General features: G+C 74.1%; 11 protein-coding genes. 7 read left to right on the plus strand and 4 right to left on the minus strand.

The genetic code is table 11. From position 1 onward, the window contains the following. Nucleotides 1–139: 139 nt before the first annotated feature. The 3 genes from ACFYXV_RS23905 to ACFYXV_RS23915 all read left to right on the plus strand — a co-directional run bounded on the left by ACFYXV_RS23905 (nucleotide 140) and on the right by ACFYXV_RS23915 (nucleotide 4,679). A complete protein-coding gene (locus ACFYXV_RS23905; RefSeq protein WP_389383970.1) occupies nucleotides 140–2,911 on the plus strand; it encodes an alpha/beta fold hydrolase in 2,772 nt (923 codons plus the stop codon). Further along, the gene (locus tag ACFYXV_RS23910) at nucleotides 2,908–3,780 is read left to right on the plus strand and encodes an ABC transporter permease (RefSeq protein WP_389383971.1); all 873 of its coding nucleotides are present in this window, start codon (nucleotides 2,908–2,910) and stop codon (nucleotides 3,778–3,780) included. Before ACFYXV_RS23905 ends, ACFYXV_RS23910 begins: the two co-directional genes overlap by 4 nt. Nucleotides 3,781–3,947: 167 nt before the next feature. Next, a complete protein-coding gene (locus tag ACFYXV_RS23915; RefSeq protein ID WP_385465815.1) occupies nucleotides 3,948–4,679 on the plus strand; it encodes a carbonic anhydrase in 732 nt (243 codons plus the stop codon). Between the two features lie 7 nt (nucleotides 4,680–4,686). Here the strand turns inward: ACFYXV_RS23915 and ACFYXV_RS23920 are convergent, their stop codons facing one another. The 4 genes from ACFYXV_RS23920 to ACFYXV_RS23935 form a co-directional block, all read right to left on the minus strand. Next, nucleotides 4,687–5,634, minus strand: coding sequence for an aldo/keto reductase (locus ACFYXV_RS23920; protein ID WP_389383972.1), 948 nt, complete (start codon nucleotides 5,632–5,634; stop codon nucleotides 4,687–4,689). Nucleotides 5,635–5,749: 115 nt separating this feature from the next. After that, nucleotides 5,750–6,907 carry a galactokinase gene (gene galK, locus ACFYXV_RS23925; protein WP_389383973.1) on the minus strand — a complete coding sequence of 386 codons (1,158 nt, stop codon included), beginning with the start codon at nucleotides 6,905–6,907 and terminating at the stop codon, nucleotides 5,750–5,752. Then, nucleotides 6,904–7,944 carry a galactose-1-phosphate uridylyltransferase gene (galT, locus tag ACFYXV_RS23930; RefSeq protein ID WP_389383974.1) on the minus strand — a complete coding sequence of 347 codons (1,041 nt, stop codon included), beginning with the start codon at nucleotides 7,942–7,944 and terminating at the stop codon, nucleotides 6,904–6,906. Before galT ends, galK begins: the two co-directional genes overlap by 4 nt. A gap of 135 nt (nucleotides 7,945–8,079) precedes the next feature. Continuing rightward, complete coding sequence (locus tag ACFYXV_RS23935) at nucleotides 8,080–9,879, minus strand: beta-galactosidase family protein (protein ID WP_389383975.1); 1,800 nt, start codon at nucleotides 9,877–9,879, stop codon at nucleotides 8,080–8,082. Between the two features lie 190 nt (nucleotides 9,880–10,069). Between ACFYXV_RS23935 and ACFYXV_RS23940 the strand changes: the two genes are divergently transcribed. The 4 genes from ACFYXV_RS23940 to ACFYXV_RS23955 all read left to right on the plus strand — a co-directional run bounded on the left by ACFYXV_RS23940 (nucleotide 10,070) and on the right by ACFYXV_RS23955 (nucleotide 14,698). Further along, complete coding sequence (locus ACFYXV_RS23940) at nucleotides 10,070–11,221, plus strand: substrate-binding domain-containing protein (RefSeq protein WP_389383976.1); 1,152 nt, start codon at nucleotides 10,070–10,072, stop codon at nucleotides 11,219–11,221. 164 nt (nucleotides 11,222–11,385) lie between these two features. Further along, entirely contained in the window at nucleotides 11,386–12,678 is a 1,293-nt protein-coding gene (locus tag ACFYXV_RS23945; RefSeq protein ID WP_389383977.1) for an ABC transporter substrate-binding protein, read from the plus strand. Nucleotides 12,679–12,872: 194 nt separating this feature from the next. Continuing rightward, nucleotides 12,873–13,721 carry a carbohydrate ABC transporter permease gene (locus ACFYXV_RS23950; RefSeq protein ID WP_389383978.1) on the plus strand — a complete coding sequence of 283 codons (849 nt, stop codon included), beginning with the start codon at nucleotides 12,873–12,875 and terminating at the stop codon, nucleotides 13,719–13,721. A 206-nt stretch (nucleotides 13,722–13,927) separates the two neighbouring features. Next, nucleotides 13,928–14,698, plus strand: a complete 771-nt coding sequence (locus ACFYXV_RS23955; RefSeq protein WP_389384042.1) for a carbohydrate ABC transporter permease — start codon at nucleotides 13,928–13,930, stop codon at nucleotides 14,696–14,698. Nucleotides 14,699–14,724: the final 26 nt, after the last annotated feature.

The following is a 14,724-nucleotide window of genomic DNA, read 5'->3' on the forward strand; positions in this document are numbered from 1 at the left end:
GCCGCCCGGCGCGTGCCGCAGGTCGGGTACGGGTACCGCAGGTGCGGTATGCCGGGGCCGCCCGGGTACTCCTGGAGGAGGTGGGGGGTTCCGCCCGGGGGCGCTCGGGGCGCGGCGGCCCGGCGTCTAGGGTTTCGGTATGAAGCTCCGACTGCCGCAGCCCCGGCTGCCACGGCGCCGCCGCACCCGCCTGCTCGCGGGGGCCGCCGCGCTCGCCGTCGTCGCCGGGGCCGGTACCTGGACCGCCGCCGCGTCCGGCGAGGCGCCCGCCGTGCACCGCCAGGACCGCATGGTGGAGATGCCCGGCGCGGCCATCGACACCTCGTACTTCACGGCCGGGGGCGGGCAGAAGCGGCCCGCGGTGCTCCTGGGGCACGGTTTCGGCGGCAGCAAGGACGACGTCCGCGCGCAGGCCGAGCGGCTGGCCCGGGACGGGTACGCCGTCCTGACCTGGTCGGCGCGCGGCTTCGGCCGCTCCGGCGGCCGGATCGGGCTGAACGACCCCGAGCACGAGGTCAAGGACGTGTCGCGGCTCGTCGACTGGCTCGCGCTCCAGCCCGAGGTGCGGCTCGACGAGGACGGCGATCCGCGCGTCGGCGTCGCCGGGGCCTCGTACGGCGGGGCGATCTCGCTGCTCGCGGCCGGATACGACAAGCGGGTCGACGCGATCGCCCCGCAGATCACGTACTGGAACCTCGCCGACGCCCTCTTCCCGCAGGGCGTCTTCAAGAAGCTGTGGGCGGGGCTGTTCTTCACCACCGGTTCGGCCGACGGGATGCAGCCCGGGGGCGTGCCGGGCACGGCGACCGCCCCCGACCCGGCCCCGGCTCCCGCCGCAAGCCCCGGCTCCTCCTCCGCAGCCGCCGCCGCGGGCGGCGCGGCCTGCGGGCGGTTCCAGCCCGAGCTGTGCGCCATGTACGAGCGGGTCGCGGTGGCCGGGAAGCCCGACGCCGAGGCCCGCGCGCTGCTGGAGACGCGCAGTCCGTCGGCCGTCGGGGACAGGATCAAGGTGCCCACGCTGATCGTGCAGGGCCAGGAGGACTCGCTCTTCCCGCTGGACCAGGCCGACGCGATGGCGAAGGCGATCGCGGCGAACGGCGCCCCCGTCTCGGTGGACTGGGCCGCCGGCGGGCACGACGGCGGCATGCGCGAGTCGGGCCGGGTCGAGGACCGGGTGGCCGCCTGGTTCGACCGCTACCTCAAGGACGAGAAGGGCGCGGACACCGGTCCGGTCTTCCGCGTCTCGCGCTCCGGCGGCATCGACTCCACCGACGGCGCGGTGCAGCTGCGCGGCGCGAGCGGCGAGCGCTACCCGGGTCTGACGGCCGGTCCCCGGGAGTTCGCCCTGGGCGGCCGGGAGCAGAGCTTCGCCAATCCGGCGGGCGGCGCCCCGCCCGCGCTGTCCTCCCTGCCCGGGATCGGCGGGCAGCTGGCGGCCGTCGGGGCCGGGCTGTCGCTGGACTTCCCCGGGCAGTACGCCCGGTTCGACTCGGAGCCGCTGGCCGAGGAGGTGCGGATCACCGGGACCCCGACCGTGACCCTGAACGTGAGGTCGACGGCCGCGGACGGTTCGGCCGTCCTGTTCGGCAAGGTGTACGACGTCGGGCCCGACGGGCGGCAGCAGGTGCTGCCGAGCCAGCTGGTCGCCCCGGTGCGGGTCGAGAACGCGCAGCAGGGGGCCGCGGTGGAGCTGCGGCTCCCCGCCGTCGACCACGCCGTCGAGGCGGGGCACCGGCTGCGGCTGGTCGTCGCCGCCACCGACCTCGGCTACGCCTCGCCGGCCGCGCCCGCCACGTACACGGTCTCGGTGCGGGGCGCCCTGGCCGTGCCGGTGGCCGGCGGGGTCCGCACGGCCTCGGCGGGGCTGCCGGCGTGGACCTGGGGGCTGCCGCTGGGCGCCGCGCTGCTGGCCGCGGCGCTGCTGGGGATCCGGAGGACCGGCCGGGAGGGTGCGGGGGCGCGGGCCGGCGCACCGCAGCCCGACCCGGCGCTGGCCGACGTACCACTTCAGATCTCCGGGCTGACGAAGAAATACGCGAGGGCACAGGACCGGTACGCCGTGCGGGACCTGTCGTTCCGGGTCGAGAAGGGGCAGGTCCTGGGCCTGCTCGGGCCCAACGGCGCCGGCAAGACCACCACCCTGCGGATGCTGATGGGGCTGATCTCGCCGGACGAGGGCGAGATCCGGGTGTTCGGGCACGCGGTGCGGGCGGGAGCGCCGGTGCTGTCGCGGGTGGGGGCGTTCGTCGAGGGGGCCGGCTTCCTGCCGCACCTGTCGGGACGGGCCAACCTGGAGCTGTACTGGCAGGCCACCGGGCGCCCGGCCGGGGACGCGCACATGGCGGAGGCCCTGGAGATCGCCGGGCTCGGCGACGCGCTGGAGCGCGCGGTGCGCACGTACTCCCAGGGCATGCGGCAGCGTCTCGCCATCGCGCAGGCCATGCTCGGCATGCCCGATCTGCTGATCCTCGACGAGCCCACGAACGGGCTGGACCCGCCGCAGATCCGGGAGATGCGGGACGTGATGATCCGGTACGCGGCGGGCGGGCGGACGGTCATCGTCTCCAGCCACCTGCTGTCGGAGGTCGAGCAGACGTGCACGCACCTGGTGGTCATGGACCGCGGGCGGCTGGTACGGGCGGGCGAGGTCGAGGAGATCACGGGCGGCGGGGACACGCTGCTGGTGGCGCTGGCCGGGCCGGTGGACGAAGGGACCGTGGCGAAGGTCGCCGCGCTGGAGGGAGTGGGTGCGGTGACGGCCGCCGATGACGGGCTGCTCGTACGGCTGGAGGGCGCGACGGCCACCGCTCTGATCGCCGAGCTGGTACGGCTGGAGGTGCCGGTGAGCGCCGTGGGTCCGCACCGCCGGCTGGAGGACGCGTTCCTCACCCTGATCGGAGGTGCGGCATGAGCACGGTGAGCACCGTGACGGAGGTGGCCCCCGGCTACCGGGCGAACCGTACGCTGCCGCTGCGCGTGGAGGCGCTGCGGCAGTGGCGCCGGCGGCGGACGCTGGTGATGGGCGGGGTGCTGGCCGCACTGCCCTTCATCATGATCATCGCGTTCGCGGTGGGCGGCGGTCAGGACGGCGGGGGCGGCAGGGACGGGCGGATCACGCTCATCGACACGGCGACGGCCTCGGGGGCGAACTTCGCTGCCACGTGCCTGTTCGTGTCGGCCGGGTTCCTGCTGGTGGTGCCGGTGGCGCTGTTCTGCGGGGACACGGTGGCCTCGGAGGCGAGCTGGTCCTCGCTGCGCTACCTGCTGGCCTCACCGGTGCCGCGGGCCCGGCTGCTGTGGAGCAAGCTGGTGGTGGCGCTGGGCTTCAGCCTGGCGGCGATGGTGCTGCTGCCGGTGGTGGCGCTGGCGGCGGGCACGGCCGCGTACGGCTGGGGTCCCCTGAAGCTGCCCACGGGCGGCTCGCTGACGGCCGCGGAGAGCGTGCCGCGGCTCGCTCTGGTCGTGGCGTTCGTCTTCGTTTCGCAGCTGGTCACCGCCGGGCTGGCGTTCTGGCTGTCGACGCGGACGGACGCGCCGCTGGGCGCGGTGGGCGGGGCGGTCGGCCTCACGATCGTGGGGAACGTGCTGGACGCGGTCACGGCGCTCGGCTCGTGGCGGGAGTTCCTGCCCGCGCACTGGCAGTTCGCGTGGGCGGACGCGCTCCAGCCACACCTGGAGTGGGGCGGGATGATCAAGGGGACGGCGGTGTCGGTGTCGTACGCCCTGGTGCTGTTCGCGCTCGCGTTCCGCGGGTTCTCGCGCAAGGACATCGTGTCCTGAGCGCGGGCCGCGGGCGGGGGCGGTGAGGGTGGGCCGTGAGGGTGGGCCGTCTGCGGCATTCGGGGCGGCGGGCGCGTGCGCCTGCCACCCCGTCGCCCCCGTGCGCTGAACAATCGCGGTCGTCACGACGTACGGACGCGTCTGCGCGGCACCGAGGGGTACGACCGATGCGCACAGCAGGACTTCCGGCTCGCAGGGCCGTGCTCACCGCGGGCCTCGCGGCCGCCGCCGGCGCCCTCTCGGGGTGCTCGGCCGCACCCGTGCGCAAGGTGACGACCGCGGCCCCGCAGCCGCGGCCGGCCACCCCGCAGGCCGCGTACGCCCGCCTGATGGAGGGCAACAGGCGCTGGGTGAGCGGCAACCTCGACCACCCCGACCGGGATCCGGAGCGGCGCGAGCTGGTCGCCGAGGCGCAGGACCCCTTCGGGGTGGTCCTGTCCTGCATCGACTCCCGGGTGGCGCCCGAGCTGATCTTCGACACGGGGCTCGGGGACCTGTACGTCCTGCGCACGGGCGGGCAGGCGATCGGCCCGGTGGTGACGGGCTCCGTCGAGTACGGGCCCATGACGGGCGGGACCCCGCTGGTGATCGTGCTCGGCCACCAGCGCTGCGGGGCGGTCGAGGCCGCGTACAAGTCGCTGGAGGCCGGAAAGCCGCTGCCCGGCAACCTGGAGGCGCTCGCGAAGGCGATGGTGCCGGCGTACGAGCTGACGGCGAAGAACCCCGGCACGGACCCCGTCTCCACCATGACCCACCACCAGATCAAGGTGACGGCGGCCGGTCTGCGGACCAACGCCGACCTGGGGCCCCTCGTGGAGAAGGGCTCCCTGGGCGTCGTCGGCGCGTACTACTCGCTGGACACGGGCAGGGTCGAGGTCCTGACGGGCGCCCCCGCCTGAGTCCCGATCAGGCCGCGGCGCCCGCGATCGCGTCGATCTCCGCCAGCAGTTCGGGCTCCAGCGGGCGGTCGCCGACGGCCGCGTTGGCCCGTACCTGCTCCGGCGAGGTGGCGCCGGCGATGACGGACGAGCAACCGGGCTGCGCGGAGAGCCAGCCGATGGCGAGTTCGAGGATGCTGCGGCCGTGCTTGTCGGCGACGGCGGCCAGGGCCTCGACGGTGTCGAGCCGCTCCTCGGTGACGTAGCCGTCGCGGCCCTCCAGCCGGGAGCCGGCCGGGACGGCCGCGCCCCGGCGGATCTTCCCGGTCAGCAGGCCGTTGGCGAGCGGGAAGTACGGGAGCACCCCGAGGCCGTAGTGCACGGCGGCCGGAACCAGCTCCCGCTCCGCGGACCGCTGGAGCAGCGACCATTCGTTCTGCGCCGACACGAAGGGCGCCGCCCCGGTCTCGCGGGCGACGTGGGCGGCTGCGGCGAGCTGCCACCCGCTGAAGTTGGAGTGGCCGATGTAGCGGATCTTGCCCTCGGCGACGAGCTCGGTGAGCGCGGCGAGCGTCTCGGCCACGGGGGTCGCCGGGTCGGGGCTGTGCAGCTGGTAGAGGTCGATGTGGTCGGTGTCCAGGCGGCGCAGGGACTCCTCGACGGCCCGCCGGACGTACGCGCGGCCGCCGAGGGATCCGGCGGCGGGCCCGTACTCCATGGACATGCCCGCGTAGCCGAACTTGGTGGCGAGGACGACCTGGTCGCGGCGGCCCTTGAGGGCCTGGCCGAGGTGGCGCTCGGAGCCGCCGCGTCCGCCGTAGATGTCGGCGGTGTCGAGGAGGGTGATCCCCGCGTCGAGGGCGGCGTCGACGACGGCGCGGGTGGCCTGTGCGTCGAGGCGGCCCCCGAAGTTGTTGCAGCCGAGGCCGACGGCGGAGACCTGAAGACCTGAACTGCCCAGCGGGATGTAGCGCATGCGTGTGGTTCCTCCGCAGTCGTCGGCACGTGATCGGCGAAGTGACGATTGTAGGGCGGGCCCTGCTCCGGGAGCCCGCCGGCGAGGGCGGCCCCGGCGGACCGCCGCACGCTCCTCAGAGGATGCGCTCCGCCCCGGCGGCCGGGGCCGCGGCCGTCACGTGCGGCGGTGCGTACCCGGCCGCGGCGAAGGCCCGCGTGACCTCCCGGGCCACGGCCGCCTCGGCGTCCGCGTCGATCAGGGCCAGCGCCGAGCCGCCGAAGCCGCCGCCGGTCATCCGGGCGCCGTACGCGCCCGCCGCCCCGGCGGTGGCGACGGCCAGGTCCAGCTCCGGGCAGGACACCTCGTAGTCGTCGCGCAGCGAGGCGTGGCCCTCGGTCAGCAGCGGGCCCGTCTCGCGCAGCCGTCCGGCGCGCAGCAGTTCCTCCACCCGTACGACCCGTTCGTTCTCGGTGACCACGTGGCGGGCCCGTCGGCGCCCGACCGGATCGCCGAGGCGGGCCAGCGCGGGCTCCAGGTCCTCGTACGGGAGGTCGCGCAGCGCCGGCAGCCCGAGCGCGGCGGCCGCGCCGTGGCAGGAGGCTAGGCGGTCGGCGTACGCCCCGTCGCCGAGCGTGTGCTTGACGCGGGTGTCGATGATCAGCAGGCGCAGTCCGGCCGCGGCGCAGTCGAACGGGATGTGCTGCTGTTCGAGGGTGCGGGTGTCGAGGTGGAGGGCGTGGCCCGCGGTGGCGCAGGCCGAGGCCATCTGGTCCATCACCCCGCAGGGCACGCCGACGTAGGCGTTCTCGGCGCGGCGGGCGAGCGCGGCCAGTTCGGGCCGGGCGAGCGGGATCCCGTACAGGTCGGTGAGCGCGAGGGCGGTGGCCACCTCCAGGGCGGCGGAGGAGGAGAGTCCGGCTCCGGTGGGCACGTCGGAGCGGATGTGCAGGTCGGCTCCGCCGAGGGGCAGTCCGGCGTCGAGCAGCGCCCAGGCGGCTCCGGCGGGGTAGGCGGCCCAGCTCTGCGGGCCCGCGGGCGGGCGGGCCGGGTCGAGGCGGTCGAGGTGGACGGTGACCGCGCCCGACGGGACGTCGGCGGAGTGGATCCGCAGGATCCGGTCGGGGCGGCGGGCCGCCGCCACCTCGGTGCGGTGCGGGAGGGCGAAGGGGAGGGCGAAGCCGTCGTTGTAGTCGGTGTGTTCGCCTATCAGGTTGACCCGGCCCGGGGCCGCCCAGACCCCCTCGGGCGGGGATCCGTACAGCCGGTGGAATCCGTCCGCGGCCGTGCTCATCGGCCCGCCACCTCCCGCAGCCGCGCGGCCGCGTCCTCGGGGCGGACGTCGTTCATGTAGGCCTCCATCCCGGATTCGGTGCCCGCCAGGTACTTGAGCTTGTCGGCGGTGCGCCGGACCGTGAAGAGTTCCAGGTGGAGCGCGAAGTCGGCGCGGCCCTCGCCGGACACCGGGGCCTGGTGCCAGGCGGAGATGTACGGGGTGGGTGCTGGCGACCCGAAGAGCCGGTCGAAGCGGCGCAGCAGGTCCAGGTAGAGCCCGGGGAACTCGGCGCGGGCCGCGTCGTCGAGGGTGGTGAGGTCGGCGGTGCGGCGGTGCGGATGGAGGTGGACCTCGTACGGCCAGCGCGCGGCGTACGGCACGAAGGCGGTCCAGTGCTCCCCTTCGAGGACGACCCGGGTGCCCTCGGCCCGTTCGGCGGCGAGCACCTCCTCGAAGAGGTTGCCGCCGGTGCGGGCGCGGTGGGCGGCGACGGTGGCGAGCATGCGGGTGGTGCGCGGGGTGATGAAGGGGAAGGCGTAGATCTGGCCGTGCGGGTGCGCGAGGGTCACGCCGATCTCTGCGCCGCGGTTCTCGAAGCAGTAGACCTGCCGGATCCCGGGGTGGGCGGAGAGCTCCGCGGTGCGGTCGGTCCACGCGGCCAGGACGAGCGCGGCACGCTCCTCGTCGAGTTCGGCGAAGGAGGTCCGGTGGTCGGGGGTGAAGCAGATGACCTCACAGCGGCCGGTGTCGCCGGCGAGGGAGGGGAAGCGGTTCTCGAAGACGACGACGTCGTAGTCGGGGGCCGGGATCTCGCTCGCGCGCCCCTCGGTGGAGGGGCACAGCGGGCAGGCGTCCGCGGGCGGGTGGTAGGTGCGGGTCTGGCGGTGGGAGGCGATGACGACGGCGTCGCCGAGCAGCGGATCGCGGCGCACCTCGGAGGCGGTGGAGGACGCGTCGAGGGGGCGGGTGTCGGGGACGGCGCGGGCCGCGCCGTCGTCGGCGTCGTAGTACAGGATCTCGCGGCCGTCGGCCAGGCGGGTGCTCGTTCGCTTCACGGGAAGAGCTTCTCTCAGGGGAGGGTCGGGACGTGCGCGGGGGCTCGCGGGGGCTCTCCGGGGTCCGCCTGGATGCGGTCGGGACGCGCTGGGCATGCCGTCGGGATGCGCTCGGCACGCCGCCGGGCCGCCGGTTCAGTCGAGGGTGACGACGGTGGGGCGCCCGAGGTCGGGGCGGTCGCGCAACGGCAGGTCGGCCCCGGGACGCTCCAGTTCGAGGAGGACGATCTCGTTCCGGCCGGCCCGCCAGAGGGGGGCGGGGGCGTAGAGGGTGCGCTGCGGGCCGCGCGGGGTGTCGTAGTGGCCGAGGAGGAAGCCGTTCAGCCAGACGAGGCCGGTGCTCCAGCCGGAGACGTCGACGAATCCGTCGGCGGAGGCGCCCGGGAGGGTGTGGGTGAAGCGGTGGAAGGCCGGGCGGTGCGCGCCGTCCGGGGTTCCCGCGGCTTCCGGCGACCAGCCGAGACCGGTGAGGTCGCTCAGCGGGAGCGGCCGGATCTCCCACTCGAACAGCTGCTGATGGCCGTGCCGGACGCCGCGCCAGATGCCCTTGCGGTCGTCGAGCAGCGGTCCGTAGTTGACCCGCCCCTGGGCCCGCACGAGGAGGTCGAGCACCACCCCGGCCTCGCCGACGGCCAGGTCGAGCCCCTCGTCGGGCCGGTTGCGGTCGAGGACGCCGAGGGGTTCGCCGTCGGCGAAGACGTACGCGCGGTCGCCGAGGCCGTCGATCCGGACGGGCATCGCGGGGCGCGGTCCGGTGACGGTCGTGCGGTAGTGGATCATGCCGTGGGCCTGGCCCAGCTTCTCCATGGACTCGGGGGCGGGGCGCGCCGCGGGCTCGCCCCCGAGCACGTCGAGGTGGTCCAGGAGCGCGGCCGTGCCGTCCGGGACGGCGAGGGCCGGGGTGATGCGGGGCGGCGGCTCGGGCAGCGGGCCGTCGGGCAGGGGCACGTACTTGCCGATGACCTCGCGGAACGCGTGGAACTTGGGGGTGAGTTCGCCGGCCTCGCCGATGGGGGCGTCGTAGTCGTAGCTGGTGACGGTGGGCTGGTAGCCGGGGTCTCCGGGGCGGGACCCGGTGTGGTTGGCGCCGGCCCAGAAGCCGAAGTTGGTACCGCCGTGGGCCATGTAGAGGTTGACGGAGGCGCCGGTGGCGAGGAGTTCGTCGAGGGACCGCGCCGCGTCGTCGACGGCCCTGACGTGGTGGTCCCCGCCCCAGTGGTCGAACCAGCCGATCCAGAACTCCATGGCGGCGAGCGGGCCGCTCCGCTGGTAGCGGCGCAGGTGGGCGAGGCGTTCGGCGGGCCGCGCGCCGAAGGTGGCGGTGGCGAGCCGGCCGGGGACCGTGCCGCCCTGGAGCATGGCGTCCTCGGGACCGTCGGCGGTGAACAGGAGGCAGTCCACACCGCGTTCGACCAGCGCCTGTTCCACGTGGGCGCGGTAGCGGGTGTCGTTTCCGTACGAGCCGTACTCGTTCTCGATCTGGACGGCGGCGACCGGACCGCCGCGGCTCGCGAGCAGGGGCAGCAGCTCGGGGACGACGAGGTCGAACCAGCCGTCGACTTCGGCCTCGAAGCGCGGGTCGGAGCAGCGCAGGTGGAGGCCGTCGACGGCGAGGAGCCGGGCGGGCAGGCCGCCGAAGTCCCATTCGGCGCAGATGTACGGGCCGGGGCGGACGATGGCGTCGAGGCCGAGGTCCTGGGCGGTGCGCAGGAAGCGGCCGAGGTCGCGCGGGCCCGTGAAGTCGGCCTTGCCCGGGGCGCTCTCGTGGAAGTTCCACGGGACGTACGTGTCGACGGTGTTGGCACCGAGGGCGCGCAGCCGCCGCAGCCGGTCCTCCCACAGGTCCGGATGGACCCGGAAGTAGTGCAGGGCCCCCGAGACGATGCGGTGGGGGCGCCCTGCGCGCCGGAATCCGTCCTGGTCGTACGTGAGCATGCGCTGACTCCCGGGAGAGGGTCGTGATGCCGTGAGGTGCGGGACGCCGCCGAATATATGAACGCCGCGCGCACCCCGTCAATGACCGGTTGATCGGAATCGATCGAATCGATCGATCTGGTTCTCTATGATGGCGAGGACACGGCTCGGACAGGGATGCCGTCGGAAGACCGCAGGGGGTAGGAGATCCGTGAGACCACATGTGGACCAGCGCCAGGCGCAGGTGCTCGCGCTCGTCGGGACGCGGGGCAGCGTGCGCGTGGCGGACCTGGCGCGGGAGCTGGGCGTCTCGCCGGTCACCCTGCGGCGCGACATCGAGGCGATGGCGGCGCGGGGCGAGATCCACCGGATGCACGGGGTGATCAGCCGGGTCGAGGCCGGGCGGCCGGGCGCTCCGACGGCCGGGGCGACGGGTGCGGCGGCGGGCGCGGGGACGGGCGCGGCTGCGGCTGCGGCCCCGGCGGAGAGCCGGGCGGGGGCCGAGGGGCTCGTGGTCGGGATGGTCGTGCCGACCACGGAGTACTACTACGCCGATGTCGTGCGCGGAGCCCGCGAGGTGGTCGAGGCCTGGGGCGCACGGCTGACCGTGGGCCTGACCCGGTACCTGCCGGGCGAGGACCGGACGCAGGCCGACCGGCTGCTGTCCACCGGGGCGGACGGATTGCTGCTCACCCCGAACTGGGAGGCCGGCTCGCCGGGCCCCGGCGAGGGGGCGTGGACGGCGGAGCTGCCGGTTCCGACGGTGCTCGTGGAGCGGTGGGCCCCGCCCGGACATCCGGCGGCGGCCCTGGACCGGGTGGCCTCCGACCACGCGCACGGCGCGGCGGCGGCGGTGCAGCACCTGATGGAGCGGGGGCACCGGCGGATCGCGCTGGCCGGGCGCGCCACCCCGACGACACCGCGGCTGAGGGCGGGGTACGAGGCGGCGGTGGCCGCGCTGGGCCTGGAGCCGGCGCCGCCGTGGCCGGCGGCCGGGCCGGGTCCCTTCTCGGACGCGGACCTGTTCGCGCGGACGCTGGACTACCTGTGCGAGGCGGTGACCGCGGGCGGGGTGAGCGCCGCCCTGATCCACAGCGACACCGACGCGATCATGCTGATCCCGCGGCTCCAGGCGCGCGGGGTGCGGGTGCCGGAGGACCTCGCGGTGATCACGTACGACGATGAGGTGGCCGGGCTGGCCGACGTACCCCTCTCGGCGGTGGCGCCCGCCAAGCGCGAGGTGGGAGCGCGGGCGGCGGGGCTGCTGCTGGAGCGGCTGACCGCGCCGGGCGGGGGGCAGGGGGCGGGCGACGGACCGCGGCAGCACCTGGAGCTGCTCCCGCGCTTGACGATCCGCTCATAAGGAACAGGAACGGATCCTCCGGGGCGATCATTTCGATCGAGTTGCGCGTTCGCTCTTGACGGTGTGCCTGTTCGCGCAAAAGATGGGCCGCGTTCTCCCATCCGCCGCCGTCCGCGGTCGTCCGTAGGAGCCACTCCATGTCACGCAGATCACCTTCCTCCCGCATGCCCCGATTCGTCCTGACCGCTTCGGTCGCCTCCCTGGCCCTGCTCGCCACCGCGTGTGGCGGGGAGCCGGGCGGGGCCGGGGCGGCCGGCGGTTCCCCGGACCAGCCGGTCACCGTCACCTACTGGTCCTCGTCCGCGGGGGCCCAGCAGACGGCGGACGCGTTCAACCGGACGCACCCGAACATCCAGGTGAAGTTCTCGGCGGTGCCGGGAGGCCCGGACGGGGCGGCGAAGCTGGCCAACGCGGTCAAGGGCGGCAACGCGCCGGACGTGGCGACGATGGACTACTCGGCGCTCCCGGAGTTCGCGAGCGGCGGCAATCTGGAGGACCTGAGCGGGACCTCGGGGAAGCTGGTCTCGGAGAAGTTCCCGGAGGCGGTCCAGTCACTGGTGAAGCTGGGCGGCAGGACGTGGGCCGTGCCGTTCGACGTCACCCCGCTCGAACTCTTCTACCGGAAGGACATCTTCGAGAAGCACGGGGTGGCCGTGCCGAAGACGTGGGACGAGTACAAGGCGGCCGCGGAGAAGATCCACCAGGCCGACCCCTCGGTGAAGATCACGAACTTCGGCGGCGGCGACCCGGCGGTGCTGGCGGGCCTGTCCTGGCAGGCGGGCGCGCGGTGGTACGGGACCGAGGGCGAGAAGTGGAAGGTGGCGATCAACGACCCCGCGTCGAGGAAGGTGGCGGAGTACTGGAACGGCCTGATGGCCTCCGGGCTGGCGTCGAAGACCCCGCTGTGGGGCGAGGGCGAGGCGAAGGAACGTTCATCCGGGCAGGTCGCGACCGTCATCGGAGCCGCCTGGACGGCGGGCACGTTCCTTGCGAACTACCCGGACCTGAAGGGGAAGTGGGGCATCGCACCCCTTCCGACCTGGGACGGGAAGCCCGCGACCGGCATGTACGGAGGCACCTCGTACATCGTGCCGAAGGGCAGCAAGCAGACGAAGGCCGCGGCGGAGTTCATCACGTGGGTCACCACCGACCCGGAGGCGGTCAAGGCACGGCTCAGCTCGCTGAAGTCGCCGAGCAGCGCCCTGCCGGCCAACGCCGAGATGCGGGCCGAGGCCGCGAAGCTGTTCGACACGGCGTACTTCGAGGGGCAGGACCCGTACGGCCTGGCCGGCGAGGCAGCGGCGACCATCGTGCCGGGCTGGACCTGGGGGCCGGTCCACCTCCAGGTCAACTCGGCGCAGAACGCGACCGGCGCGGACCTGGCCAAGGCCTTGGGCGAGGGCCAGTCGGCCGCGGAGAAGGCCATCAAGGACCGCGGCCTGGCCCTGGCCGGCTGATGCGCGCCCCCGAGCCCCCGACATCAGCCGCCCCAATCCCATCCCCCGGACGGGACACGGCCCCCGGCCGGCACACGGCCCCCGGCCGGGACACGGCCCCCGGCCGGCACACGACCCGCAGTCGGGACACGAACCGCGGCCGGAACGCGACCCGCGGCCGATCCGCCGGCACCGGAGGTGCGGCCGCCCTCTTCATGGCCCCCTTCTTCGTCCTCTTCGCGCTCGTGACCGTCGCCCCCATCGGGTACGCCGCCTGGCTCAGCCTCTTCGGCGAGGAGCGGTCAGGGCTCGGATTCGGCGGAGCCCGGCGGGTCTTCAGCGGAATCGGGAACTACACCAAGGCCCTGTCCGATCCCCTCTTCCTCGCCTCGTTCCGCCACGTCGCCGTCTACTGCCTGCTCTACATCCCCGTCATGGTCGGCGGCGCCCTGGTCCTCGCCCTGTTGCTGGACTCCGCCCTCGCCCGTGCCCGGCGGTTCTTCCAGATCGCCTTCTACCTGCCGCACGCCGTCCCCGGACTGATCGCCGCGATGGTCTGGCTCTACCTCTACACGCCCGGCCTCAGCCCCGTCCTCGACGTCCTCGACTCCGCCGGGATCACGTGGAACTTCTTCGGCCGCGACGAGGCCCTGCTCTCCGTGGTGAACGTCTCGGCCTGGCAGTGGACGGGCTACAACACGATCATCTTCTTCGCCGGGCTCCAGGCCATCCCCCGCGAGACCCTGGAGGCCGCCACGATGGACGGCGCCGGAGCCGTGCGCACCGCCTTCCAGGTCAAGGTGCCGAGCATCCGGCCGACCCTGGTCCTGACCGTCCTGTTCACCTGCGTCGGCGCCGTCCAGCTCTTCGACGCCCCGCAGTTGCTCCAGCTCCGGGCCACCGAGATGGGCGAGTCCTGGTCCCCGACCATGTACGTCTTCAGCGCCGCCTTCAAGGGCCACGACTACGGGCTGGCGGCCGCGAGCGCGCTGCTCCTCGCCCTGGTCGCCGGCGCCGCCTCGTACGTCGTCACCAAGCTCGGCAACCGCTGGAGGTCCGCATGACCCCCTCACCCACCGCCGAGGCCGCGGCCGCGCGCCCGGGCTCCGCCCCGGCCCCCGCGACCGCGGCTCCCGCGACCCCGCCCCCCGCTGCATCGGCCCCGCACCGGGCAGCGCCCGCGACCCCCGCCCGCACACCACGCGGCAGCGCACTGCTCTCCCGCACCGCCGTCAACGCCGCCCTGCTCCTCGTGGCGGCCTACACCCTGATGCCCCTCGCCTGGCTGGTGCTGGCCGCCTCCAAGAACCGCCGGGACCTCTTCGCCACCGGCCCCTACGCCCTGGGCGACTTCAGCCTCCTCACCAACCTCGGCGAGGTCTTCGCGTACGACGACGGCATCTTCGGCCGCTGGCTCGCCAACAGCCTCCTCTACACCGTCGTCGGCTCCACCCTGTCCGCCCTCATCAGCGTGGCCTGCGGCTACGCCTTCCACGCCTACGAGTTCCGGCACAAGGAGAAGCTCTTCGGCCTCGTCCTCGCCGGGATCCTCGTGCCCGCCACCGTCCTCCAGCTGCCGCTGTACCTGATGGCCTCGGCCGCCGGCGCCGTGAACACGTACTGGGCCTATCTGGTGCCCGCCCTGGTCAATCCCTTCGGCGTGTACCTGGCCCGGGTGTTCGCCGAGGGCCACGTCCCCGAGGAGGTGCTCGCCGCCGGCCGCGTCGACGGCGCGGGTGAACTGCGGCTCTTCGCGCACGTGTCGTTCCCGATGCTGTGGCCGGGGTTTGTGACCATCTTCCTGTTCACCTTCACGGCGATCTGGAACAACTTCTACGGCGCTCTGACCATGCTCAACGACGAGCGGCTCTACCCCGTCAGTCTGGGCCTGTTCATGTGGAACCGCAGCGTCTACCAGCAGCCGGAGCTCTATCCCCTGGTGATCACCGGTTCACTCGTCGCCGTCGTCCCGCTCGTACTGGCCTTCCTCGGTCTGCAGCGGTTCTGGCGCTCGGGTCTCACCGCAGGAGCCGTCAAGTGACCCACCGCCTCCTCTCCGCCGAAAAC

This window comes from Streptomyces sp. NPDC002181 (assembly GCF_042890485.1).
Classification (GTDB): Bacteria; Actinomycetota; Actinomycetes; order Streptomycetales; family Streptomycetaceae; genus Streptomyces.